The following is a 24095-nucleotide window of genomic DNA, read 5'->3' as shown; positions in this document are numbered from 1 at the left end:
CATGAATTGCAGCGTGCGAGGCCCGGCATCATTGCGCGACGGCCCCGTTCTTGACTTCGGATGGTTCGACGTAGCGGAATCTGCGGGTACGGTCCCGGTCGCGTGGGTCCGGGCGCGGAATGGCGGAAAGAAGCGCCTGCGTATAGGGATGATCCGGCGCGTTGCAGACCTTTTCGGCGTCTCCCACTTCCACCAGCTTGCCGCGATACATCACACCTACGCGGTCACACATATAGCGGATGACGCCGATATCATGACTGATGAAGATATAGGCGAGCCCCAGCTCGTCCTGCAGCCGCATCAAAAGATCCAGCACCTGGAACCGCACCGAAACATCGAGCGCCGAAGTCGCCTCATCCGCCACAATGATACGCGGCTTCAGGGTTATGGCGCGGGCGATGCCGATGCGCTGGCGCTGGCCACCGGAAAAAGCGTGCGGGTAACGCTCACGTCCGGCCGGATCGAGACCCACCTGCTCCATCAGCGCGCAGACACGCTCATCCAACTCCCTGCCCCTGGCAATGCCGTTGACCAGCAACGGCTCGCCGATAACCTGTGCCACGGTCATGCGCGGATTGAGCGAGCCGAACGGGTCCTGGAAAACCATGCGCAGCTCACGCCGTGCGGCTTTCAGCTCGGCGCCTTCTATCCTGGCCAGATCGACCACGCTGCCATCTGCCCGGCGATAGAGCATCGCGCCGCCGGTTGGATCGTAAAGGCGCATGATGGAGCGGCCCATGGTGGTCTTGCCGGAGCCGCTTTCGCCGACGATGCCGAGCGTCTCGCCCGGCAATAGTTTGATCGACACGCCATCCAGCGCCTTCATCTCGCCGAAATGCATGGAAAGGTCATTCACTTCGAGCACCGGCGCGGCCGTGAGATCGAGCGGAGGTCGCGCAAGCCGGATTTCAGCCTTCCGCTCCAGCTTCAGCACGGAGCCGATCAACATGCGGGTATAGGGGTCCTGCGGATTGTGGAATATCTCATCCACGGTTCCATATTCCTTGGCGACCCCATGGTGCATGACCAGCACGTCGTCGGCAATCTGCGCCACCACACCCATATCGTGGGTGATGAACAGCACCGCCATGCCATGCGCCTTTTGCAGCCGCGATATCAGGTCGAGGATTTCGGCCTGTGTCGTCACATCGAGCGCCGTCGTCGGTTCGTCGGCGATCAGAAGCTGCGGTTTGCAGGCCAGCGCCATGGCGATCATCGCACGCTGGCGCATGCCTCCCGAATATTGGAAGGCGTAGCGATCCAGCGCCTTTTCGGGGTTGGGGATTTCCACCTGGCGCAACAGTTCGATGGCCTCGGCGCGCGCCTCACCCTTGCTCATCTTGAGATGCAGCCGCAGGACCTCGGTGATCTGGTCACCAACGGTATGCACGGGTGAAAGCGACGACATCGGCTCCTGAAAGATCATCGCGATATCAGCGCCGCGCACCGAGCGGATGGCACGGCTGCGCGGATCGAGCTTTGCCAGATCCAGAGAGGTGCCGTCGGCGCGGTTGAGGATGATCGACCCGGACGCAATGCGACCGGGACTGTCGATGATCTGCAGGATGGAGCGGGCGGTGACGGATTTGCCGGATCCGCTTTCGCCGACGACGCAGAGGGTCTTGCCGGGATCGATTGAGAAAGACAGGTCGTTGACGGCCCGGAAAACGCCGTTTCTGACCGGAAATTCAGTGACCAGATTGCGGACTTCAAGCAGCGGTTTGGCTGGCTTGATGGAAAGAATGTCGCTCATCCGGGGCCTCACTTGTTATAGGGGTCGGCTGCGTCGCGCAGGCCGTCGCCGAGCAGATTGAGAGCCATGACGGCAATAACGACAGCCACACCGGGCAGGAACAGCCAGGGTGCGGTTGCAATCGAGCGGATATTCTGCGCCTCGCGAAGCAAAACGCCCCAGGAAATCGTCGGCGGCTGCAGACCTAGACCGAGGAAGGACAGCGATGTTTCCGCAAGGATCATCGCCGGAACCGCAAGCGTGACCGAAGCGATGATATGGCTCGAAAAGCTCGGCAGCATATGGCGGAAGATGATGCGCCCTTCCGGCACGCCATCCAGCCGGGCCGCGGCCACGAACTCTTCGGTCCTGAGCGACAGGAACCGGCCGCGCACGACACGGGCGAGTTGCGCCCAACCGGTCAGGGACAGGATGATGGTGATCATCATATATTGCAGCGTCGCAGGCCAGCCCTGCGGCAGGGCGGCGGCCAGCGCCAGCCAGATGGGAATGGTGGGGAGCGACAGCACGAAGTCGATCACACGCTGCATGACGAAATCGATGCGGCCGCCGTAATAACCGGATATGCCACCGAGAACGACGCCGAGCAGCAGCGAGAAGAACACGCCGACAAGACCGATGGACAGGGAGACCTGCGCGCCCTGCACAACGCGACTGAAGACATCGCGGCCGAGACGATCCGCGCCGAAGAGGAAGAGCGGCCGCGTTTTGTCGGTGGATGCCAGCAGATGGAGGTCCGTGGTGAACAGGCCGAACACGGAATATTCGTAACCGCGACCGAAAAGCTGAACCGGGATTTTCTTCGCCGTATCCTCGACGAAGACCGCCGCAAGCGTCTCCGGATTGCGGGTCAGCTTCAGCGGATAATAGTGCAGCCCGAGCGAGAAACCCTCGGTCGTATCGATGAAGTGGACGCGCTGCGGCGGATGGAAGGTGGCGCGGGCATTCTGAAGCACCGGATCGTTAATGGCGAAGAAGCCCGGCACCAGCGCGACGATATACATGGCGATGGTGATGAACAGGGCGGCCATGGCCAGCTTGTGGCGTTTGAACGCCCACCAGATGAGCTGCCACTGCGAAGCGACGGCGGCGCGGTCCTGCCGGGCATTGGTGGTCATGGTAATATCGCTCATGGTGCCCTCCTATTCGAGCCGGATGCGCGGATCGACCAGCGCAAGCAGGATGTCGCTGATCAGCGAACCGATCAGCGTCAGCGCGCAGATCAGCAGCACGAAAGCGCCGGCGAGATACATGTCCTGCGCCATCAGCGACTGCAAAAGCAGCGGCGCGGCCGTCGGCAGATTGAGCACGATGGCGACAACCACGGAGCCCGAAATGAGATTGGGCAACAGCCATGCGATGGTAGAGATGAAGGGATTGAGCGCAATTCTGAGCGGATATTTCGTCAGCAGCTTGAACTCGGACAATCCCTTCGCCCGCGCCGTGGTTACATAGGGCTTGGGCAATTCATCAAGCATATTGGCGCGCATGACGCGGATGAGGCTTGCGGTGGAAGACACGGCAAGGATGGCGACCGGCAGCCAGATATGGGCCATCAGGTCCATCATCTTGGCGATGCTCCACGAGGCGGTCTCATATTCCGCGGAAAACAGCCCGCCGACATCGGCCCCGAACTCTACCGCCGCGACATACATCAGCACCAGCGCCAGCAGGAACGAGGGTATGGAAAGGCCGAAAAAAGAAAAGGCAGTGAAGAGATAGTCGCCTATCGAATATTTGCGCACGGCGGAGAAGACGCCAATGGGAAGCGCGATGGCCCAGGTTGCAAGAAGGCTTGCGATGGCCAGAACCAGCGTCAGTGCCATGCGCTCCCAGATAAGTCCTGAAACCGGCTGCTGCCACTCGAACGAAATGCCGAAATCGCCGCGGCTGACGATGCCCCATATCCATTTCAGATATTGCACGATCATCGGGTCATCGAGGCCGAAACGTTCGCGCAGCTGCGCCGCCGTATTGTGGTCGATGACCTCGTTGGAGGCGGCCAGTGTGGCGATATAGGTCGTCACATAGTCGCCGGGCGGCAGCTGGATCAGGACAAAAGCAAGGAAACTGACGGCAAACAGGGACGGTATCATCCACAGCAGGCGTTTTACGATGAAAAGCAGCATGTCGTTCTCGCAATCACATTGTGCCGCACGCGCCGCCTTCCACTCAGGAGACGGGCTGTGGGTGGTCGAAACAACCTGAGAGGCGTCGCCGCGTTACGGCAGCGACGCCCATGTGGCGTTATCAGCTTGTGAAGGTGAACTGTTGCGGCAGCGCCGGGCCGGGATTGGGCCAGGTCCAGCTGTCGGGTTCCGTTTCCGGCACGTTGCGCAGATTGTTGCGGATGATGCCGAAACCGCCCACCGCAAGGCAGAGGCCGATCGTTTCGAACTCTTCCGCCGCAATGTCGAAGATCTGCTTCATCTTCTCGCCGCGCTTGGCAAGGTCGGCCATGGAGCGCGCCTCATCGAAAAGCTTGAAGCGCTTTTTCTGGCTTTCTGGCGGCTCCTCGCCCTTCTGGCCGTTGGATGTATACCAGAGCGCCCACGGAATGGCGTAACGCGACCCCTGCGGGTGGAAGGCGAAGAAATCGCGCGGATCGAGCATCGGATCGAGACCGCCGGGACCGGGCCAGACGGCCGCATCATGGGCGTTGTCATCGCCGCGTGTATAATAGAGCGCGCGTTCGATGGTATTGACCTTAATGTCGACGCCGATCTGCGCCCATTGCGCCTTCACCAGCTCCAACGCATCGACCAGATCGGGATAGAGCGTCGGGATAACATCGATGGAGAAGAAGATCGGCTGGCCGTCGGGACGAAGCCGCATGCCGTTGCCGTTCTTCTTGTCGTAACCGGCCTTGTCGAGAAGCGCGTTCGCCTTGTCGGCGTCATATTCGGTGAATTGCCGCGCCAGCTTTTCGTTGTACCAGGGATGTGTCGGGCGTGGCCCGGCCTGATACCCTTCGCTTTGGCCGAAATAAACGATGTCGATGATTTCCTGCCGGTTGAGCGCAATGGACAATGCCTGACGAAAAGACTTATCTGCAAACATCTTGCGCATTGCCGGGTCTTTGTGGGTGATGTTCAGGTAAATCTGGCACTGCTGCGCGGCAGACGGCACCAAAGTCAGCAGGCGGTAGTCACCCTTTTTCATGTTCTGCGACAGGGTCGGCTTGTTGGCGAGAACGCTGATATGGCGCTCCTGAATGTCGATCTTGCCGGAAATGACGTTCAGCATCAGCGATTCGACATCCTGCGAAATGCCGAAATTGATTTCATCGATATAGGGTAACTGGTTACCTTCGGTATCGACCTGCCAGAAGTATGGGTTGCGGGTCATGACCACCCGTGTCGCACCGCCGGAGTAAGGCTCCTTCACCACCCATGGATCAAGCGTCGGCTTGTCGACATTCGACCAGCGGGAGGGAATTTCGATATCCCCGCATTTGGCGCGGAACAGTTCGGTCCAGCTGGAGACGCCCGCCGCCTTCACATCAGCATCGAGCGCCGTGTTGTATTTCGGCAGGAACTTGCTGCAATAGTGTTTGGGAAACAGCGTCGGATGCTGGCCAAGTGGCGTGGCGAGGTTTTCGAGATAAAGCGCATTCGGCGCGGCGAATTTGAACTTTACCGTGAAATCGTCGACTTTTTCGACATCGACCGCCTTGCCGGCCACGGAGAGCTGCGCCGGCGTGGCACTGTAAAGCTCCTTGTTCTTGATGCAGTCCTCGATGGCGAACACCACGTCATCTGCGGTGAAGGGGTGGCCGTCCGACCATTTTGCGCCCTCCAGCAAATGGAAGGTGAATTGCGAGGCATCGTCGTTGACTTCCCATTTCACCGCAAGGTTCGGCAGAACCTCGGTGAAATCCATGTTCCAGCGAACCAGCCCCTGATTGCCGACCATGCGCAGGATGCCGTTATGGTCCGACGAACCGCGCAGGCCACGGCGCAATGTGCCTCCATAGGTGCCGATTTTCTCGTGCGGCGTCACCACCATCGGATTTTTCGGCAGGCGTTCGGCCAAAGGCGGCAATTTGCCGTCCTTTACCAGCGCCTCCAGTTCCGGCGCCTGCTTGCCGGCAGCAGCCCGCGCCGAGGTCCCGATGACGGAAAGGGCGGCCACGCCGCCAACACCCGCCATAAAGGTTCGGCGCGTTACGCCCAGTGAAAATGCTTCGCCATCGCGCATCGACAATCCTCCCAAAAAATCACCGGCAGCGAGACGGCTTCCACCGAACCGCGACGGCCCTCCCGGCCAGCCAGCACGCCGATCCTCCATCGGCAGGCGCAGACCATATGGGCGTTTTCAGATGATTACAAGTATTGACAGATTTTTACATCTTTTTTATTTGTAGGCCGGTTTTCAGGATCAGGCTTGAAGAAAAAAATCGGTAGGACAGCCCCCTCGCTCACAAAAACCCCGGTATTTCTGTTGCGATTGAAATGCAGGAAACCCATTAACTTCAGCGATTTGCAACGGAAGGGCTGCTGATGGACAATTACAATGCATCTGCCGCCGCTCGAGGCGAGACTCGGCTGAGCGACATCATCTACGAAAAAATCGTCGGCATGATTTCGGACGGGCGGTTTCCCGTGAACGAGCGGCTGCCATCGGAACAGAATCTGGCGTCGCTGTTCGGCGCGTCGCGGCCAGTTGTGCGAGAAGCGCTGGAGCGGCTTCGGAACGACGAGCTTATCGTTTCGCAAAAGGGATCCGGCTCCTATGTACGCCAGCAGCCGGATTCTTCCGTGTTGCAACAGGTGCCGGTCGGCTCGCTGGCCGACGTGCAGCGTTTTTTTGAGTTCAGGGCCGGATTGGAGGCTTCCGCGGCTGAGCTTGCGGCCCGCAACTGGCAGGCCGCGGACAGGTTGCGGATCGAGCAGGCGATTGCCGCGCTGGAACAGTGTCTCGAGCGCAACGATCTCGGTGCTGAGGAAGACTTCGCCCTGCACGAAGCCATCGCGAAGGCGAGCCATAACCAGTTCCACATCACGGTGCGGATCTGGTTCAAACCCCATTTCGCCATCGGCCAGTCGGTGACACGCAGCCTCAGCCTCAAGCGGACGCCGCAGCATGTGCGCGAAGTCCAGAACGAGCACACGGCCATCGTGGAAGCGATTTTTGCGCGACGCGAGCAGGCCGCGCATGACGCGATGAAAGACCACATATTGAAGGCGCGCGCCCGCATGTTTCAGGGCGTTGGCAGTTAGGCCGCATCCTGCACTGTCGAAAATAGAATCATAAAGGGCGGATGAGGGAGAGGAACCAGTGAGCCAGCCGCATATCATAGAACCGAAGCTCCGTTCCCTGATCGATACCCCGTTGAAGGTCGGCGAATCGCCTGCCTGGGACGAGCGAACCGGCGATCTGTGGTTCGTCGATATTCTCGCGCCCGCCATTTTCCGCCTGCATACCGGCGGAAAACTCGACAGATACAACATGCCCGCCCAGGTCGGCTGTCTCGGCCTTTGCGACAATGGCTTGATAGTGGCGGGCCTCAGGACCGGCGTGCATCTTCTCGATCCCGCGAGCGGCAAGCTCGATCTTCTGTGCGATCCGGACGGCGGGCGGCCCGACAGCCGCCTGAACGACGGAAAAGTCGGCCCGGACGGCCATTTCTGGGTGGGGACCCGCGATGAGGCCGCGATACAGACGGGCAATGCACGCCTCTATCGCGTTGCCCCGGATGGTGGCATCGAACGCATCATCGATGGCGACATGTTCACTTCGAACGGACTTGCCTGGAGCCCGGACGGCAGACGCATGTACCATTCCGACAGCAGCGGCCTCATGCTTCAGGCGTTCGATTTCGACGCTGCGACCGGCAGGATCGGCCCGGCCGAACGTCTGCACGATTTCGCGCCGGATGAAGGCAGGCCGGACGGTGCGGCGACCGATTGCGAAGGCTGTTACTGGAGCGCCGGCGTTCAGGCGGGACGTCTCAACCGCTTTTCACCGGACGGCGAATTGTTCGAGGTCTACAGGCTGCCGTTCAAGGGGCCGACCATGCCCTGTTTCGGCGGTCCCGACCTCAAGACGATCTACCTTACAAGTCTCGTCACCGAGACGGACGGAATAATCACAGCAGGTACGGTTGTTGCATTCGATGCCCCGGTAGCCGGCACGCCCGTTCACAAATTCTCCATCTGAAGATGACTTTTGATCTTAAGGAACACAGTTGATGACGACATTCGATTTTCGCCAGGCCCTGAAGGGCATCTCCGGCGTTCCGGTAACGGCTTACGATGCAAGCGGCGAAGTGGAGACCGGTGTTACCGCCGAGATTTACGCACGCGTTGCAAAGGCTGGAATCCATAATATCGTCGCGGCAGGCAATACCGGCGAATTCTACGCCTTGACGCCTGCAGAAATTCTGAAGGTCTATGAGGCCGCGATAGAAGGTGTCGGCGGGAAAGCCCCGGTCACGGCGGCTATTGGACGCTCTCAGCGCGAAGCGCTCTCCTTGGCGCGTCAGGCAAAAGAAATGGGCGCATCCGCCGTCATGTCGCATCAGCCAGTCGATCCTTTCGCAGCCCCGCAATCGCAAATCGACTACTTTACCGGCCTCGCTGAAGGCAGCGAACTGCCGCTGGTCGCTTATGTCCGGGCGGACGGCTTTTCGGTCGATGACATGGTACGGCTTGCGAGCCACCCGAATGTCGCCGGCATCAAGTTTGCGACGACCGACATCATGCTTCTGTCCCGCGCGATTGCCGCTTCCGATCCGGACGGCGCTCTATATGTCTGCGGACTGGCTGAAAGCTGGGCGGCTGCCTTCGCGGCGGTTGGTGCGCGCGGCTTCACCTCCGGCCTCGTTAACGTGGCGCCGCAATTTTCGCTGCAAGTTCATGAGGCACTGACCTCAGGCGATTTTACGGCTGCACGGAAGACTGTTCAAAAGATCGAATTGTTCGAGCGGCTGCGCACACGATATCGCAACGGCGCCAATGTGACCGTTGTGAAGGAAGCCATGGACATACTCGGGTTCAAAGTTGGCCCGGTGCGCGCACCGGGATTGGCGCGTCTGGATAAAGAGGACCGTGCGACCCTTGAGGGACTGCTCGCCAGCTGGTCTTGATGGCGCCGAACCGTCCAGCTGCAAATTACGCAAATAACGGGGCGCGCTTCATCTGACGTGATCCGAACCGCGCCGCCTCGCCTTGATCGATCATGTGCCGGCCAAGAGCCGGCACATGAGTTTTTGGCGGAACGCCTAGCCGAATAGCGCCAGACTGCTTTTTACCGTGACCCACACGCCCCAGAGAAGCGGAATACCAACCGCAGCCCAGGCAAGAGCGGCCTTGGCGTCCAGTCCACCGCGACCGATCCCGAAGGAGCCTGTCGGCCCGGCATTCGCGGCCGCGGTCTTCGCCTGAAGCGCCGCCACCTCCGAATCCGACATGAACCATTTGTCCGAGAGCGGCCGCACGAAGGCGTTGGCCACGAGGCCGATCGCCAGCATGCCTGCCAGAATATACATGGTGCTTGTGTAGAGTGCGGGTCCGGGTGCCACGCCCGCCGCGATCTGCGCCTCGCGGATGTAATTGACGACGACGGGACCGGCGATGCCGGCAGTCGCCCATGCCGTCAGGAGACGGCCGTGGATTGCGCCGACGAACTGCGTGCCAAAGATGTCCGCAAGATAGGCCGGGATGGTGGCGAAACCGCCGCCATACATGGACAGGATGATACCGAAGGCGAGAACGAAAAGCGCCTTGTTGCCCATCGTCGCGAGCGTCGGCGCCAGCGCGTAAAGAATGATGCCGAGAATGAAGAAGCAGAAGTAAGTGTTCTTGCGGCCGATCTTGTCCGACATGGACGCCCAGAAGAAACGGCCGCCAATGTTGAAAAGCGAAAGAAGGCCGGTGAAGCCCGCGGCAATCGCCGCAATCTGCGCCTTCTGTCCGGCATCGAGATCAGCAAACCCCACGCCCGGAAGGCCGATCAGAGAACCCGCAAAAATTTCCTGCAGCATTGGAGAGGCCATGCCGATGACACCGATGCCGGCCGAAACATTCAGGCAGAGCACCGCCCAGATCAGCCAGAACTGTTTCGTCTTATGCGCGTCGCGCAGATGGACGTGTCGCGTGGTGATCATCGCGCTTTTGGCCGCCGGTGCCGTCCATCCTTCCGGGCGCCAGCCTGCAGGCGGAATGCGATATCCGAAGGCGCCGGCCATCATGAAGACGAAGTATATCAACGCCATGACGACGAAGGTCTGCCAGACGCCGACAGAGGTTTCAGTCTTGAAGGTATTCATCAGCAGGTTAGCGAGTGGCGCACCGATCATCGCGCCACCGCCGAAACCCATGATGGCCATGCCCGTGGCCATGCCGCGACGATCCGGGAACCATTTGATCAGGGTCGAGACCGGCGAAATATAACCGAGGCCAAGGCCAACGCCGCCAATGACGCCGGCACCCAGCCACATCAGCCACAATTGGTGGGTCATGACGCCAACGGATGCCACCAGAATGCCGCCGCACCAGCAGCAGGCGGAAACGAAGCCCGCCTTGCGCGGTCCCACCCGTTCCAGCCAGCCGCCCCAGATAGCCGCCGAGCAGCCGAGAAGCACGAAGAAAAGCGTATAGATCCATCCAAGATCAGCCACACGCCAATTGCATTCGGTGGTAAACAGTGCGCCGACCAGCGTGAGGCTGGAGCAGCTCGGATCCGTCGCTGGCAACGCTTTCGACAGCGGCAGCCAAAATACGCTAAAGCCATAGGCCATGCCTATGCACAAATGAATGGCAAGCGCTGCCGGCGGCACCAGCCAGCGATTGAAACCCGGTCTTGCGATTATTCGTTCGCGGTCCAAAAACCCGGCTTGCGCCGCCTCTCCCGCCGTTGCGCCTGCTACTGCCATTGACACTACCTCCCTCGTGAATGTCTGGACATCTTTCATTCGCCCCGCCAGGCGAATAGCGATGCCGCCGAACGTCCTCCCATGCGGCGGCAAGCTTCATTCATTTCCGCACGGATCAGACGCGCGTTGTTTCAGGCACGCTCGGCTCCGAAAGGGATTCTCCCGCAATCGGTCCCTTGCCGCCCGGTGCGCCCTTTGCGTCTTCGCCCAGCCCTACGGCATCGGCCGCTGGCGCGTCTGGCCTTCTGATCTCTCTGGATGCGGCAATCACAAGCGGTAGAAAATCACCGGCACCGGCGTCCACCATCTCAAAGAAGCGCCGCCGCATGCGCGGTTCCCAGAACTTGTTGATATGGGTGGCAACACCATCGATACGGATATCTTCCGGCTGTGACAGAAAAAACGTCGCAATCTGGTTCGCCATCCTCACCAGCTTTTCGTCCGTGTGATTGAGTAACATGATCTACTCCCCGCGCCAGTTCACGTCCCGACGCCACATGATGAGAAGGCCGGGACAAGCCCGGCCCCCGATTATTCCGCAGCTTCCAGCTTGCCGGCGATGCGGCGGGACTGACGCGAAAGCGCATCATATTCTTCCTGCCATTCCGTCGGCCCGTTGGATGGTGAGACCTGAACCGCCGTCACCTTGTATTCCGGGCAGTTGGTCGCCCAGTCGGAGAAATCGGTGGTGATGACGTTCGCCTGCGTGCCGGGGTGATGGAAGGTCGTATAGACCACGCCCGGCGCCACGCGGTCGGTAATCAGCGCTCTCAGCGTCGTGTCGCCCGACCGGCTGACGAGCTTGATCCAGTCGCCGTCCTTTACACCACGCTGTTCGGCATCGTGCGGATGAATTTCCAGACGATCCTCCTCGTGCCAGACGACGTTTTCGGTGCGCCTTGTCTGCGCCCCGACATTGTATTGCGACAGGATACGGCCGGTGGTGAGCAGCAGCGGGAAACGCGGACCGGTGCGCTCGTCCGTCGCCACATATTCCGTGCGGATGAACTTGCCCTTGCCGCGCACAAAGCCGTCCACATGCATGATCGGCGAACCCTCTGGGAACTTTTCGTTACAGGGCCACTGCACCGAACCCTTCTCTTCGAGATAGGCGTAGGAAACGCTGGCAAAGCTTGGCGTCGTTGCCGCTATTTCGTCCATGATCTCGGAGGGATGGGTGTAGTTCCACGAAAGGCCCATGGCCTGCGCCAGCTTCTGGGTTACTTCCCAGTCGGCGTAACCGTTCTTCGGCGACATGACCTTGCGCACGCGGTTGATGCGGCGCTCGGCATTGGTGAAGGTGCCGTCTTTTTCGAGGAAGGTGGAACCCGGCAGGAACACATGCGCATAATTCGCCGTCTCGTTCAGGAAGAGATCGTGCACCACGACACATTCCATGGCGGCAAGGCCGGCGGAAACGTGCTTGGTATCGGGGTCCGACTGGAGAATGTCCTCGCCCTGAATATAGATGCCCTTGAAGCTGCCATCGACAGCGGCATCCAGCATGTTGGGGATACGTAGGCCCGGCTCGTTGTTGAGCTTCACGCCCCAGAGTTTCTCGAACACATCGCGTGTCGCATCATCGGAGATATGGCGATAGCCCGGTAGCTCGTGCGGGAAAGACCCCATATCGCAGGATCCCTGCACATTGTTCTGACCACGCAGCGGATTGACGCCCACCCCGGGACGGCCGATGTTGCCGGTCGCCATGGCAAGATTGGCAATCGCCATGACGGTCGTTGAACCCTGGCTGTGTTCTGTGACACCCAGACCATAATAGATCGCGCCATTGCCGCCCTTGGCATAAAGCCGGGCCGCGCCACGCAGATCTTCAGCCGGTACGCCCGTGAAACGTTCCGTCTCTTCCGGACTATGCTGCGGCTCGGCAACGAAGGCGGCCCAATCCTCGAACTCCGACCAGTCGCAACGCTCGCGAATGAAGGCCTCATTGAACAAACCTTCCGTGACGATCACATGGGCAAGCGCCGTCAGCACCGCAACGTTGGTTCCCGGCAGCAGCGGCAGGTGGAAAGCGGCCTCCACATGTGGCGTGCGGACAAGATCGATACGGCGCGGATCGATGACGATCAGCTTTGCGCCCTGACGTAGCCGCTTCTTCAGCCGCGAACCGAAAACGGGATGGCCGTCGGTCGGATTGGCGCCGATGACAAGCACGACATCGGAATGCTCCACGCTGTCGAAATTCTGCGTGCCGGCAGATGTGCCGAAGGCCTGGCCAAGACCATAACCCGTGGGCGAATGGCAGACGCGGGCGCAGGTATCAACGTTATTGTTGCCGAAACCGGCGCGAATGAGTTTCTGGACGAGGAATGTTTCCTCATTCGTACAGCGGGACGAGGTGATGCCGCCAATGGACTCTTTCCCATAGGTGCCCTGGATACGCCGGAACTCGGACGCAACGTGGGAGAAGGCTTCCTCCCAGGTGACTTCCCGCCACGGATCGCTGATCTTTTCGCGAATCATAGGGTTGAGGATACGATCTCTGTGGGTCGCATATCCGTAAGCGAAGCGGCCCTTGACGCAGGAATGGCCACGGTTTGCCTGTCCATCCTTCCACGGCACCATGCGCACCAGCTCTTCACCACGCATTTCCGCCTTGAAGGAGCAACCGACGCCGCAATAGGCGCAGGTGGTCACCATCGAATGTTCAGGCTGGCCAATCTCGATCACCGATTTTTCGGTGAGCGTCGCGGTCGGACAGGCCTGCACGCAGGCGCCGCAGGACACGCAGTCGGAATCGAGGAATGCCTCGTGCGCGCCGGGCGATACCCTGCTTTCAAAACCGCGGCCTTCGATCGTGAGCGCGAAGGTGCCCTGCACTTCCTCGCAGGCGCGCACGCAACGGGAACAGACGATGCATTTGGAAGGATCATAGGTGAAATAGGGATTGCTTTCGTCCTTCGGCATCCAGCGGGCATTAAGATCGCCCTCCCCGGTGCGGGCCTTGACGTGATTGTCGCCCTCGTAACCATAACGCACGTCACGAAGGCCCACCGCGCCCGCCATATCCTGCAATTCACAATCGCCATTGGCGGCGCAGGTCAGGCAGTCGAGCGGGTGATCGGAGATATAAAGCTCCATCACGCCCTTGCGGATCTGCTTCAGCCGCTCTGTCTGCGTATGCACGACGAGACCGGCGGCAACAGGCGTGGTGCAGGAGGCGGGGGTGCCGTTGCGGCCCTCCACCTCGATAAGACAGAGCCGGCACGAGCCGAAGGCATCCACCATGTCGGTGGCGCAGAGTTTCGGCACATCGATGCCCGCTTCACGCGAGGCGCGCATGATCGACGTTCCCGCGGGAACAGTTACCTGGCGGCCGTCGATTGTGAGCGTCACCATGTCCGTAGCGTTGGACTTGGGGGTGCCGTAGTCGAATTCAGTTACAAGGGCCATGGTCTTACTCCGCCGCTTCAACACGTGGGATGGGGGCAAAATCAGCAGGGAAATGCCGGAGCGCGCTCATGACGGGATAGGGCGTGAAACCGCCGAGCGCACAGAGCGAACCGAATTTCATGGTTTCGCAGAGGTCTTCCAGCAACGCCGTGTTTTTCTCCCGCTCGATGCCGAGCGCAATCTTGTCAACCGTCTCGACACCACGCGTGGAGCCGATGCGACAGGGTGTGCACTTGCCGCAACTTTCGACGGCGCAGAACTCCAGCGCAAACCGGGCCTGATGCAGCATGTCTGCCGTATCATCGAACACCACGATGCCCGCATGGCCTATCAGGCCACCAGCCGCCGTGAACGCTTCGTAGTCAAAGACCGTGTCGAACAGCGACACCGGGAAATAAGCGCCGAGTGGTCCACCCACCTGCACCGCCTTGACAGGCCGGCCGCTGATCGTGCCGCCGCCGATATCGTTCACAAGCTGCCCGAGCGTCAAACCGAAGGCGGTTTCGTAAAGCCCACCATTCTTGAGGTTGCCAGCAAGCTGGATCGGGATGGTGCCGTGCGAACGGCCGACACCGAAATCGCGATAAAAAGCGGCACCACGATCCATGATGACCGGAATGGAAGCGAGCGAAATCACGTTGTTCACGACGGTCGGCTTGCCGAACAGGCCCTGCAGGGCTGGTAACGGCGGCTTGGCGCGCACCGTTCCGCGTTTGCCTTCGAGGCTATTGAGAAGCGAGGTCTCCTCGCCACAGACATAGGCGCCGGCGCCCATGCGCACTTCCATGTCGAACGCGCGGCCTGACCCGAGGACGGAGGACCCAAGAATACCCTCACGCCTTGCGATCTCGATCGCCTTTTCCATGACCCTGATGGCGTAGGGATATTCCGAGCGGGTATAGATGAAGCCCTTGGTCGCGCCGACGGCGAGGCCGGCAATCGCCATGCCTTCGATCAGCACGAAGGGGTCGCCCTCCATGATCATCCGGTCGGCGAAAGTGCCGCTGTCGCCCTCATCCGCATTGCAGACGATGTATTTCTGGTCCGCCACCGCATCGGCAACGGTCTTCCATTTGATGCCGGTGGGGAAACCAGCGCCGCCGCGTCCGCGCAGGCCGCTCTGGGTCACCTCCGCGACGATATCCAACGGGGCCATCGCAACAGCTTTTTCAAGACCCTTCATGCCCTGATAGGTGCGGTAATCCTCCAGCGACAATGGATCGGTGACGCCACATCGGGCAAATGTCAGACGCGTCTGGCTCTTCAGGAACGGAATGTCCTTTGTCAGCCCGAGACAGAGGCGATGGTCGCCACCAGTCAGAAAATCCGCGTCAAAAAGCGAGGCGACGTCGCTCGCCTTGACGGGGCCATAGGCGATACGGCCATGCTCGGTGCGCACTTCAACCAGCACTTCAAGCCAGAGCATGCCGCGCGAGCCGTTGCGGACAATCTCAACCTCAAGATTACGGCCAGCGGCCTCACGGGCGATGGCATCGGCAACCCGGTTTGCGCCAACGGCAAGAGCGGCGGAATCGCCGGGAACAAAAACGGTGACACTCATCGGCGTGCCTCCGCCAGAATCTCGACAAGACAGTCCTCATCAAGACGGGCATGGACTTCGCCATCCAGCATCAGGGCCGGTGCCTGAGCGCAGAGCCCAAGACAAAAGACCGGCTCAAGCGTGACGGAACCGTCGGGCGCGGTTTCGTGCCAGTCGAGGCCGAGGCGGCTCTTGATGGTTTGCGCAAGAGGCTCGCCACCCATCGACTGGCAAGCCTCGGCGCGACAGAGCTTTAATACATGGCGACCATGCGGATGATCTCGGAAATCGGGGTAGAAGGTGACGACGCCATGAACCTCGGCGCGCGAGTTGTTCAGCGCGGAGGCGATGATCTGCTTGGCGCTTTCCGGGATATAGCCGAATTCTTCCTGCATCGCGTGCAGGATGGGCAGCAAAGGCCCCTCCAGATGGAGAAATTCATCAATGATGGCGGAAACACGCGCCGCCTCATCTACGGCAACCGCTCGAATATTCATAGGCCAGTCCTCCCAAACCGACAGGGGCAGGGATGACGAGCGGGATATAGTCAATCCTTTCGCAGCCCTGCGGTGCTTGCAAGAATGTCGAGATCGGCGAGATCAGGTCAATAATCAGTTTCCGTCATTTGATAGGAAATTCCTATCAAATGCCTTCTCGGCGGCCCTTTGGCGAGCCTCGTGAAGCAGCGCGGAGACAAGCGGAGTGTGTGGTTCCCGGTGGGTGGCAATCAGGCCCACGAGGTGTTCGGGGTCCGGATCGGTAATCGGGATTATCCTGATCTGCTTAGGAAAACCGAACGATTCCGCGAGGTTGCGCGGCATTATTGAAGCCCATTGTCCGGTGCGGATATGAGAAAAAAGCACGATCATCGAGTTGGATTCGAGCGTCGGCTTGGCCTCGACGCCAGCTTCGGCCATGTGCCGGTTGATGATGCGCCTGTTCTGCATGTCCGGAGTTAATAGACAAAGCCTAAGACTGGAAACCTGTTGCCAGGTAACGCTTTCCTGATCAGCGAGCGGCGTTCCGGCAGCTGCGATCAGGTGATAACGCTCGGAATAAAGCGGTACGGTGGTCACGCGTCCGAGCGGCTCATTGTCGAGGTAACTGATTCCCGCGTCGATCTCGAGGTTTTCAATCTGGCTCAAAACCTGCAGCGAGGTGCGGGACGTGACGGAAAAAGTCACATCGGGATGGCGCGCCTGGAAGGATTCGGTCAATCGCGGCACCATGGCAAGCGCGGTCGGAATGACGGCCAGACGTATATGTCCGGCAAGGCCCCTACGGGCGGCGCGCATTTCCTCACGCATGGTGCGTGTATCGCCAACGATACGACGCGCCCATTCAAGCACACGCTGGCCTTCCGGCGTCAGCCCCTGATACCGCGCTGAACGCACCACGAGAACGACGCCCAACTGATCCTCCAGCTGCCGGATTGCGGCCGACAGGCTGGGCTGGGAGACACCACATTCCTCCGCCGCCCGGCCGAAATGTTCAGCCCGCGCCAATGCAATGAAAAATTCCAGCTTGTCGATCATACGCTCTCCCCCGCGGCGCCCCCACTTGACCGGTGTGCGCGGGAGAACACTAGAACGTGGCGCAAGCGCCCGCAAATGGCCGCGGGCATTTTCCTGCAAACTAGGCGCAGGCGACGAGGGCCGGCCCCTTCACCCGCGGATAGTCGTAAGCATTGACCTTCGAGGTATTGTAACCGGCGCCAACAAGAGCTTCGGCAAGCTTGATCGCTGCCGTCACGCCATCGATGACCGGAACACCTGTGGCGTCGCGCAGCCGGTCGCAGAGCGAGGACATGCCCGCGCAGCCGAGAATGATCGCTTCTGCCGCATCCTCCCGCTTGGCGACCTCGATTTCGCGACGAAGCAGGGCTTCCGCGACTTCCGGGTCTTCTTCAAGGCCAAGAACCGGCAGGTTGATGGCCCGGACCTTCCGGCAATGCCGTTGCGCGCCGTAATCCTCAACCAGATCTTCGATGATCGCGATGGAACGCGGCAGCGTCGTGATGATCGAGAAGCGGCGGCTGATCGTCATCGCCACCTGCACGGCGGCCTGGCAGATGCCGATGACGGGTCCACGCGCCACTTCGCGTGCGGCGTGAAGTCCGGGATCGTCGAAACAGGCGATCACATAGGCATCCACGCCCAGCGCCTCGCCCTTACGGATTTCCGCGAGCAGCCCGGGAACGGCCATGGCCTCATCCGCCTGCCCTTCGATGCTGACGGGGGTATCGTCAGGATTTGCCGCGGAGACGTGGGTCTCCTTCTGCTTGACCCTTAGCGCGCTATCGAGAGCCTGCGCGGTCATGGAGGCGGTGGAATTGGGATTGATCAAACGAATATGCATCGCACGCATCCTGATGAGCTGTCACTTGCCGTCAGGCGCGGTGAAATCGGTGATTGGTGGCGCCTTCAAAACAAACTGGCGGTCCGAGGTGATGTAGTTGTCGGCGTGAAGCCGGGCGATCGGCTGGTAGCGATCGGCATCGACATAACGTCCCTCTTCATCGAGGCATTCGTTATGGACATGCATATGAACCACTTCGCCCAGCACCAGCGTGCGGCGGGGGTAATCGATCAGTCGCTCCACCCGGCACTCGAAGGCGCAGGGCGATTGCGCGGCATAACTCGCATCGATCTTGCTGCAGGGCATGGCCGTAAGCTTGGCCATCGACATCTCGTCAACTTCATTGTCGAAGCCGAGACCGCAGATCAGCATCTGCTCCGAAAGCGACATATCGACCATATTGACCACGAACTCGCCAGTGCGGCGGATATTCACCATCGTATCCTTTTCCTCGCCGCTCACCTTCGGCTGAATGCCGAGGACCACGATGGGAGGATCATGCGAAAAGACGTTGAAGAAGCTCATCGGTGCTGCATTGTTATGGCCCGCTTCCGAGCGGGTCGTCACGAGCGCGATCGGCCGCGGACCGATAAAATTCGTCAGAAGGCGGTAGCGGCTCTGGGGCTCAAGCGCGCTGAAATCGAATTCCATGATCGGCATCCTAATTTAGTCTACAATTATCTCTCATATTGTTGACAATGTTGCAACCAAAATCCCGTTGATACGGTTGACTTTTTCATTCACATCACGCTTCTCTAGGACGATTGGGGAGTATGTCGAATGAGCGAGCAGGCCGGCCCGTCCACGCAGCAGATTGTCGAGAAAGTATGGCTTTCGATCGCCGAACGCCGGCTGCGTCCGGGGGTGCAGCTGAAAGAAGAGCAACTGGCGACAATCTTTGGCGTCAGCCGTGCCAGAATCCGCCAGGCCTTGTCCGTTCTCGAACGTGACGGACTGGTGACCATCGTTCCCAATCGCGGTGCTTTCGTCTCCAAACCGTCGGTCGAGGAAGCCCGCGACGTCTTCTTCGTGCGCCGTACCGTCGAGCAATGCGTTGTCGAAAGACTTTGCAAATCCGCCACCAAGACCGATCTCAAAAAGCTACGCGACCACGTGGCCAAAGAGCGCGTGGCCAATGCCAAAAACGTCACGACCGACATCATCAAGCTTTCCGGCGGGTTCCACCTTCTGCTTGCGGAAACGCTCGGTTCTGATTTCCTCTTTACCACCATGCGCGACCTCATTTCCCGCTCGTCGCTGATAACAGCCGTTTACCGTAACACGGATCGCTTCAACTGCGGCCCGGACGAACATGCAGAAATCGTCGATGCTATTGCCAACAATGATCCGTCGCGGGCCATCCACCTGATGACCCACCACCTCGAGCATGTGGAAGCGGAGCTCGATCTCAGCGAAATCCGCGACCTTTCCCACGACCTGCGCGCCGCGCTCGGCTGATTTTTCCGCTCAGGCGCGATGTCGCTCGCCCGCCCATTGCGTGTCATCTTCGACCAGATGACAGGCAACCCGCGTGCCGTTGGCAAGGCTCTTCACCTTAGGCACTTCTGCCGAACATTGCGCCGTTGCGAGCGGACAACGCGGGTGAAACGCGCAACCCGAAGGCGGCTTCAGAGGGCTTGGCACTTCACCGGCAACAATCTCCCGGTCCCGCTGCGGCGCCTTGATATTGGGGATCGTCTGGAGAAGCAGCCGGGTATAGGGATGGCGCGGATTGGCGAAAAGCTCTTCCGTATCTCCCTCCTCCACAATCCGACCGAGATACATCACCGCGATACGGTCTGACATGTGACGAACAACGCTCATGTCGTGGCTGATGAAGAGATAGGTGAGGCCGAGTTCATCCTGCAGGCGGCGCATGAGGTTCAGCACCTGCGCCTGCACCGAAACGTCGAGCGCCGATGTCGGCTCATCGCAGACGAGGAATTCCGGTTCGCTCGCCAATGCACGGGCAATGGAGATGCGCTGGCGTTGGCCGCCGGAAAATTCATGCGGAAACTTTTCGCCATCGGAGGCTGAAAGGCCCACGGTTTTGAGAAGCTCCTCCACGCGCTCCATCGTTTCGGCCTTCGTCGCGCGCAGCTTCAGTTCACGGATTGGCTCTGCGATGATGTTCTTCACCCGCCAGCGCGGATTGAGCGAGGCATAGGGATCCTGAAAGATCATCTGTGCCGACAGCGGTTTACCTTTGCCGCCTGCCGCGAAACGAAACTCGCCGGCACTTGGCCGAAAAAGTCCCGTTACCAGGCGGGCAACAGTCGATTTGCCACAACCGCTTTCACCGACGATACTTAGACAGCCGCCGGCCGGAACAGAAAAGTCGATATCGTTGACGGCCTGCACGAACTGCCGTGGTTTGCGCTCGATGATGCGATTGAGCAGCGGGGCCGAAACGTCGAAGGTTTTCGTCAGGCCCTTCACCGTCAAGGCCGGCTTGTTCTGTGCGGCTTTTTGAGATGCGGATTGTGTCATGCTGTGCCTCCTGCATTCAGCCAGCACGCACTGGCGCCGTTGCCGACGGTTTCGAGTTCAGGCCTTTCCCGCCGACAGCGCGGCCCGGCGAATCCACAGCGTGGATTAAACGCGCATCCGGGCGGGATCGCATCGAGACGCGGCATCGCGCCGTCGATCTGGTTCAGCCGCTCCACCCGTGCGCCAAGTGACGGGATGGAGGCCATCAGGCCCTGCGTATAGGGGTGGCGCGGTTCGTGCAGCACCTGCTCGACCGGGCCCACCTCGATCAGCCGGCCGGCATAAAGCACCGCCACACGGTCGGCAGCCTCGGCAATGACGCCCATGTCGTGGGTGACAAGCATGACCGCCGTCTGCTTTTCCTTGCACAGCCGCCGCAGCAGCGAAATGATCTGCGCCTGGATCGAGACGTCGAGCGCCGTCGTCGGCTCATCGGCAATGATGAGTTTCGGAGAGGCGGCGAGCGCCAGCGCAATGACGACACGCTGGCGCATGCCGCCAGAAAACTGGTGCGGATAATGATCGACACGATCCGCAGGTGATGGAATGCCGACATCCTTCAACAGTTGAACGGCCCGTGCGCGTGCATCCGCTTTCGACAGCGGCAGGTGCTGGCGGATCGTCTCGACAAGCTGCGCACCGACCGTAAAGAGTGGATTGAGCGAGGTTAGCGGGTCCTGAAAGATCGCACCGATCTCACGACCGCGAATGCTTTCCATCGCCCGGTCATCCAGTTGATCGATACGGCGCGACCCGAGCCATATTTCGCCATCGGCAATGTGGCCGGGTTTCTCGAGCAGGCCCTGTATGGCAAGGCCCGTCATGGATTTTCCGGCACCGGATTCACCGACAACACCCAGGATTTCACCGGGCCGGATCGAAAGGCTGATATCGGAAAGCGCAGTAACGGTGCCTCGACGGCCGGGAAACTCGACCTTGAGATTGCGGACATCGATAACCGATTGGTTCATGTCAACCATGCTGGGCGACCTCCACCGGATAGCTCGGAGGGAAGATTTCGGAGACGGGCGGATTTGCCCAGCTCCGTTCGGGATATTTTGCAATCAGGCGATCGAACTGCGCCTGCGCCTGTTCACGGGCACGCCGCATGTCGATACGGGCGACCTGCCTTTCACGCATGGAAAGACGGCCGTCGACAAAAACGGCCCGCGTGACCTTGCCCGAACCACCGGTCACCAGCGTGGTGATCGGATCGATGCTCGGCGCCATGACGGTATCGTCGAGATTGAAGACAGCAATGTCTGCCCTTGCGCCCGGGGAAAGATGGCCAAGGTCGGATCGTCCAAGAGCCCGCGCGCCGCCAAGTGTGGCCGCATCGAAGAGATCGGCACAGCGGATCTGGTCCGGAGCACCGTCATTGATGCGGCAGGTGATCAGCCCTACGAGCAAATTCATCAGCATGTCCGCCGGGGCCGTATCCGTTCCCATCGCAATATTGATGCCGCGTTTGCGGCAGGAGGAGAAGGATGAGAGCGTGCTGCCACCACGGCTCGAAACCAGCGGACAGTGGACGATGGAGACGCCGTTTTCCGCATAGAGCACCAGATCTTCTTCCGTCGCATTGGTGGCGTGCGGGGCGATCAGCCTTTCGCTGAGCAGCCCGGCCTTGGCGAGCCAGACTGGCGCGGTCGAACCGTGGAGCTTGCGAACCGTATCGACCTCCATGACGCCCTGCGCCATATGGAGACGGAACTTGCAGCCGAGTTCGCGGGCCGCTGCGTCGGTGCGCTCAATGAGCGCCAGGGTGGAGGTTTCCACGCGGTCCGGCGCCAGCATGCCGCGCACCAGATCGCCGTGCCTTCCACTCTGCTTTTCGATGAAGGCGATTGCGTCGGCGAGGCCCTGAAAACCGCGCTCCTCATCAAAAACAGGCACCATGCGGCCCGGTTCTTCCAGCACCATGCCGCCTGAACGGAAGGCGGGGCTGAGATAAACGCGCAAACCAAGTTCCCCGGCGGCATCGGCGGCCGCCTCGAATTCCGCCACGGTCTCCCCCCATTCGCGATAAAACAGCGATGCGATGGGGGCTGCCGTGGTGATGCCATTGAGGAGCAACTGCCCGAAGGCGAAACGCTTCTGGAAGGCAAGCTCTTCCGGGGAATACATTTCGTAGGGACCAGCCTCGACATAGGAGCGCGGCCAGACACGACCCTTCGCCCAGCCCGGATGATGATCAATGCCGAGGATCGTCGTATCGAGATCGGAAAGCGCATCGAGATCGATCAGGCCGGGGCTGACGAGCGCATTGCCAAAATCGATACGCCGGGCGACCTCTCCGGGAAATCCATGTCCGACAAAGACGATTTCGCCGTTTTCGAAAACAACCTCACCGTTTTTCAGAAGGCGGTGCGATCCCTCCTTGTGCCCGACAACCCAGCTGGCTGTTAGCAACGTCCGCCCTTGCGGCCTTTCGCCGAGTTGCAACGCATTGAGAACATCGCTCATCACGGCGCCTCCACGATGGCTTTGCCGTTTCTCGCCGTGACACGACCGCCTTTGACCACCAGCGGCCGCGGCGCGATATCGACAACAGCATGCGCCAGCGTTTCGCCGGTCAGCAGCGTGAAGTCGGCAGCACAGCCGATCTCCATGCCGTAATCCTCAAGAGCCATGACATCGGCGCCACCCTTGGAAACGACATGGAGCACATGTGCAAGTTCGATATCCGAACGCAGACCGTTTTTCATGCCGATGATCTTGGCGCGATCCAGCATGTCCGGCTGTCCCCACGGACCCCATGTGTCGCGGATGCCATCACAGCCGCCGCCAACGCGCACACCCGCCTCCTTGAGGCGCATGATCGACGGCACGCTTGCCGATGGCGCACCCGTGGTCAGGATGGCGACATCAAGCCGCGCAATCTCGTCGATCAGCCTGCCAACGCGCAGATAGTCGTTCATGCCAAGGGCAAAGGCGTGGCTGATGGCAACGTTGCCCTGCATGCCGTTTGCCCGGATGCGCTCGAAGATGAGCTCCATCGTGAAGGCGCCGAGGTCGGCGGCTTCGTGCAGATGAATATCGATCGGCACGCCGTGTTTTGTCGCCAGTTGAAAAAGAATGTCCAGCTGGCCCTTCGGATCGCGGTCAATTCCGCAGGGATCGATGCCGCCGAGCACCTCGCAGCCTTGCTTCAACGCCTCATCGAGAAGCTCCACCGTGCCGGGCATGACCATGACGCCGGATTGCGGGAAGGCGACGACCTCGATGTCGATGATGCCATTAAGCTTCTCACGGGTTTCCCATATGCCCTCTACCAGTTTCAGGCCATGGGTGGGGTCGATATCGACATGGCTGCGAATATGGGTGCCGCCATTGGCCGCAAGGCCGATCGCATGGCGCATGGACTGGCGATGCGGATCGATGCCGATCTGAACGCGGTTTTCCCGCTCGAAATCGATCCGCTCGCGCAGGATGGCAGCACGGTTGTTGACGTGCCAGGGCATGCCCCACGTCGTCTTGTCCAGATGCGTATGGGCATCGATAAGACCGGGAACGGCAATTGCTCCCTTGCCGTCCTCAACCGGCATGCCGGGTTCGGCGTCAAATGTTCCGAAACCTGAAATCTTGCCGTTCCTGATCAAAATATCGCAGGCTTCGCCCGCCATGGGCCGTACGTTGCGCAGAAGAAGATCGTGCATGGA

At 60.2% G+C, this 24095-nt stretch carries 20 protein-coding genes; 4 read left to right on the top strand and 16 right to left on the bottom strand.

What is annotated here, in order from left to right:
• Window positions 1–28: 28 nt before the first annotated feature.
• The 4 genes from EYD00_RS22810 to EYD00_RS22795 form a co-directional block, all read right to left on the bottom strand.
• On the bottom strand, window positions 29–1753 hold the full coding sequence (locus tag EYD00_RS22810) for an ABC transporter ATP-binding protein (RefSeq protein WP_034497875.1): 1725 nt from the start codon (window positions 1751–1753) through the stop codon (window positions 29–31).
• Between the two features lie 8 nt (window positions 1754–1761).
• On the bottom strand, window positions 1762–2886 hold the full coding sequence (locus EYD00_RS22805; protein ID WP_004444561.1) for an ABC transporter permease: 1125 nt from the start codon (window positions 2884–2886) through the stop codon (window positions 1762–1764).
• Window positions 2887–2895: 9 nt separating this feature from the next.
• On the bottom strand, window positions 2896–3882 hold the full coding sequence (locus EYD00_RS22800; RefSeq protein ID WP_003521681.1) for an ABC transporter permease: 987 nt from the start codon (window positions 3880–3882) through the stop codon (window positions 2896–2898).
• A gap of 121 nt (window positions 3883–4003) precedes the next feature.
• Window positions 4004–5953: an ABC transporter substrate-binding protein gene (locus tag EYD00_RS22795; RefSeq protein WP_034497879.1), complete on the bottom strand. Its 1950-nt coding sequence runs from the start codon at window positions 5951–5953 to the stop codon at window positions 4004–4006.
• Between the two features lie 302 nt (window positions 5954–6255).
• Between EYD00_RS22795 and EYD00_RS22790 the strand changes: the two genes are divergently transcribed.
• From EYD00_RS22790 to EYD00_RS22780, 3 genes are read left to right on the top strand one after another with little or no spacing between them, the layout of a single operon-like run.
• Complete coding sequence (locus tag EYD00_RS22790) at window positions 6256–6975, top strand: FadR/GntR family transcriptional regulator (protein WP_034497880.1); 720 nt, start codon at window positions 6256–6258, stop codon at window positions 6973–6975.
• 58 nt (window positions 6976–7033) lie between these two features.
• Entirely contained in the window at window positions 7034–7915 is an 882-nt protein-coding gene (locus EYD00_RS22785; RefSeq protein WP_034497881.1) for an SMP-30/gluconolactonase/LRE family protein, read from the top strand.
• A 31-nt stretch (window positions 7916–7946) separates the two neighbouring features.
• Entirely contained in the window at window positions 7947–8843 is an 897-nt protein-coding gene (locus tag EYD00_RS22780) for a dihydrodipicolinate synthase family protein (RefSeq protein WP_034497882.1), read from the top strand.
• Between the two features lie 135 nt (window positions 8844–8978).
• Here the strand turns inward: EYD00_RS22780 and EYD00_RS22775 are convergent, their stop codons facing one another.
• The 8 genes from EYD00_RS22775 to EYD00_RS22740 all read right to left on the bottom strand — a co-directional run bounded on the left by EYD00_RS22775 (window position 8979) and on the right by EYD00_RS22740 (window position 18594).
• Window positions 8979–10631: an OFA family MFS transporter gene (locus tag EYD00_RS22775; protein WP_034497883.1), complete on the bottom strand. Its 1653-nt coding sequence runs from the start codon at window positions 10629–10631 to the stop codon at window positions 8979–8981.
• Between the two features lie 115 nt (window positions 10632–10746).
• On the bottom strand, window positions 10747–11091 hold the full coding sequence (locus tag EYD00_RS22770) for a formate dehydrogenase subunit delta (RefSeq protein WP_004444566.1): 345 nt from the start codon (window positions 11089–11091) through the stop codon (window positions 10747–10749).
• Window positions 11092–11162: 71 nt separating this feature from the next.
• The gene (fdhF, locus tag EYD00_RS22765; protein WP_034497885.1) at window positions 11163–14045 is read right to left on the bottom strand and encodes a formate dehydrogenase subunit alpha; all 2883 of its coding nucleotides are present in this window, start codon (window positions 14043–14045) and stop codon (window positions 11163–11165) included.
• A 4-nt stretch (window positions 14046–14049) separates the two neighbouring features.
• Window positions 14050–15606: a formate dehydrogenase beta subunit gene (locus EYD00_RS22760; RefSeq protein WP_034497887.1), complete on the bottom strand. Its 1557-nt coding sequence runs from the start codon at window positions 15604–15606 to the stop codon at window positions 14050–14052.
• Window positions 15603–16082, bottom strand: coding sequence for a formate dehydrogenase subunit gamma (locus tag EYD00_RS22755; RefSeq protein WP_034497889.1), 480 nt, complete (start codon window positions 16080–16082; stop codon window positions 15603–15605). The genes EYD00_RS22760 and EYD00_RS22755 overlap by 4 nt, the downstream gene beginning before the upstream one ends.
• Window positions 16083–16196: 114 nt before the next feature.
• On the bottom strand, window positions 16197–17120 hold the full coding sequence (locus EYD00_RS22750) for a LysR family transcriptional regulator (protein ID WP_006700319.1): 924 nt from the start codon (window positions 17118–17120) through the stop codon (window positions 16197–16199).
• Between the two features lie 100 nt (window positions 17121–17220).
• Complete coding sequence (locus EYD00_RS22745) at window positions 17221–17943, bottom strand: aspartate/glutamate racemase family protein (protein WP_034498489.1); 723 nt, start codon at window positions 17941–17943, stop codon at window positions 17221–17223.
• A 21-nt stretch (window positions 17944–17964) separates the two neighbouring features.
• Window positions 17965–18594, bottom strand: a complete 630-nt coding sequence (locus EYD00_RS22740; protein WP_022563864.1) for a flavin reductase family protein — start codon at window positions 18592–18594, stop codon at window positions 17965–17967.
• 129 nt (window positions 18595–18723) lie between these two features.
• On the opposite strand from EYD00_RS22740, the gene EYD00_RS22735 reads away from it, so the two are divergent.
• On the top strand, window positions 18724–19401 hold the full coding sequence (locus tag EYD00_RS22735) for a GntR family transcriptional regulator (protein WP_006700316.1): 678 nt from the start codon (window positions 18724–18726) through the stop codon (window positions 19399–19401).
• A gap of 9 nt (window positions 19402–19410) precedes the next feature.
• On the opposite strand, the gene EYD00_RS22730 is transcribed toward EYD00_RS22735, so the two are convergent.
• Genes EYD00_RS22730 through EYD00_RS22715 form a run of 4 tightly spaced genes read right to left on the bottom strand, consistent with a single transcriptional unit; the run spans window position 19411 to window position 24092 of the window.
• Window positions 19411–20433 (bottom strand): ABC transporter ATP-binding protein, encoded by a 1023-nt coding sequence (locus tag EYD00_RS22730; RefSeq protein ID WP_034497891.1) that lies wholly within the window; start codon window positions 20431–20433, stop codon window positions 19411–19413.
• Complete coding sequence (locus EYD00_RS22725; protein WP_004444579.1) at window positions 20430–21413, bottom strand: ABC transporter ATP-binding protein; 984 nt, start codon at window positions 21411–21413, stop codon at window positions 20430–20432. The genes EYD00_RS22730 and EYD00_RS22725 overlap by 4 nt, the downstream gene beginning before the upstream one ends.
• Window positions 21406–22899 carry an amidohydrolase family protein gene (locus tag EYD00_RS22720; RefSeq protein ID WP_034497892.1) on the bottom strand — a complete coding sequence of 498 codons (1494 nt, stop codon included), beginning with the start codon at window positions 22897–22899 and terminating at the stop codon, window positions 21406–21408. The genes EYD00_RS22725 and EYD00_RS22720 overlap by 8 nt, the downstream gene beginning before the upstream one ends.
• Entirely contained in the window at window positions 22899–24092 is a 1194-nt protein-coding gene (locus EYD00_RS22715) for an amidohydrolase family protein (protein WP_034497894.1), read from the bottom strand. Before EYD00_RS22715 ends, EYD00_RS22720 begins: the two co-directional genes overlap by 1 nt.
• Between the last annotated feature and the right edge of the window lie 3 nt (window positions 24093–24095).

Origin of the sequence: Agrobacterium sp. 33MFTa1.1 (assembly GCF_004328495.1) — a bacterium.
In the GTDB taxonomy this organism is placed as follows: Bacteria; Pseudomonadota; Alphaproteobacteria; order Rhizobiales; family Rhizobiaceae; genus Agrobacterium; species Agrobacterium pusense.
Note: the sequence above shows the minus strand (reverse complement) of the source record. Positions and strands in the feature narration are given on the sequence as shown.

Coding starts and splice junctions, on each gene's coding strand:
- EYD00_RS22715 (WP_034497894.1), bottom strand. CDS start 24,092: ATGCACGATCTTCTTCTGCGCAACGTACGGCCCATGGCGGGCGAAGCC.
- EYD00_RS22720 (WP_034497892.1), bottom strand. CDS start 22,899: ATGAGCGATGTTCTCAATGCGTTGCAACTCGGCGAAAGGCCGCAAGGG.
- EYD00_RS22750 (WP_006700319.1), bottom strand. CDS start 17,120: ATGATCGACAAGCTGGAATTTTTCATTGCATTGGCGCGGGCTGAACAT.
- EYD00_RS22725 (WP_004444579.1), bottom strand. CDS start 21,413: ATGGTTGACATGAACCAATCGGTTATCGATGTCCGCAATCTCAAGGTC.
- EYD00_RS22760 (WP_034497887.1), bottom strand. CDS start 15,606: ATGAGTGTCACCGTTTTTGTTCCCGGCGATTCCGCCGCTCTTGCCGTT.
- EYD00_RS22730 (WP_034497891.1), bottom strand. CDS start 20,433: ATGACACAATCCGCATCTCAAAAAGCCGCACAGAACAAGCCGGCCTTG.
- EYD00_RS22775 (WP_034497883.1), bottom strand. CDS start 10,631: ATGGCAGTAGCAGGCGCAACGGCGGGAGAGGCGGCGCAAGCCGGGTTT.
- EYD00_RS22780 (WP_034497882.1), top strand. CDS start 7,947: ATGACGACATTCGATTTTCGCCAGGCCCTGAAGGGCATCTCCGGCGTT.
- EYD00_RS22800 (WP_003521681.1), bottom strand. CDS start 3,882: ATGCTGCTTTTCATCGTAAAACGCCTGCTGTGGATGATACCGTCCCTG.
- EYD00_RS22810 (WP_034497875.1), bottom strand. CDS start 1,753: ATGAGCGACATTCTTTCCATCAAGCCAGCCAAACCGCTGCTTGAAGTC.
- EYD00_RS22790 (WP_034497880.1), top strand. CDS start 6,256: ATGGACAATTACAATGCATCTGCCGCCGCTCGAGGCGAGACTCGGCTG.
- EYD00_RS22745 (WP_034498489.1), bottom strand. CDS start 17,943: ATGCATATTCGTTTGATCAATCCCAATTCCACCGCCTCCATGACCGCG.
- EYD00_RS22740 (WP_022563864.1), bottom strand. CDS start 18,594: ATGGAATTCGATTTCAGCGCGCTTGAGCCCCAGAGCCGCTACCGCCTT.
- fdhF (WP_034497885.1), bottom strand. CDS start 14,045: ATGGCCCTTGTAACTGAATTCGACTACGGCACCCCCAAGTCCAACGCT.
- EYD00_RS22805 (WP_004444561.1), bottom strand. CDS start 2,886: ATGAGCGATATTACCATGACCACCAATGCCCGGCAGGACCGCGCCGCC.
- EYD00_RS22770 (WP_004444566.1), bottom strand. CDS start 11,091: ATGTTACTCAATCACACGGACGAAAAGCTGGTGAGGATGGCGAACCAG.
- EYD00_RS22735 (WP_006700316.1), top strand. CDS start 18,724: ATGAGCGAGCAGGCCGGCCCGTCCACGCAGCAGATTGTCGAGAAAGTA.
- EYD00_RS22795 (WP_034497879.1), bottom strand. CDS start 5,953: ATGCGCGATGGCGAAGCATTTTCACTGGGCGTAACGCGCCGAACCTTT.
- EYD00_RS22755 (WP_034497889.1), bottom strand. CDS start 16,082: ATGAATATTCGAGCGGTTGCCGTAGATGAGGCGGCGCGTGTTTCCGCC.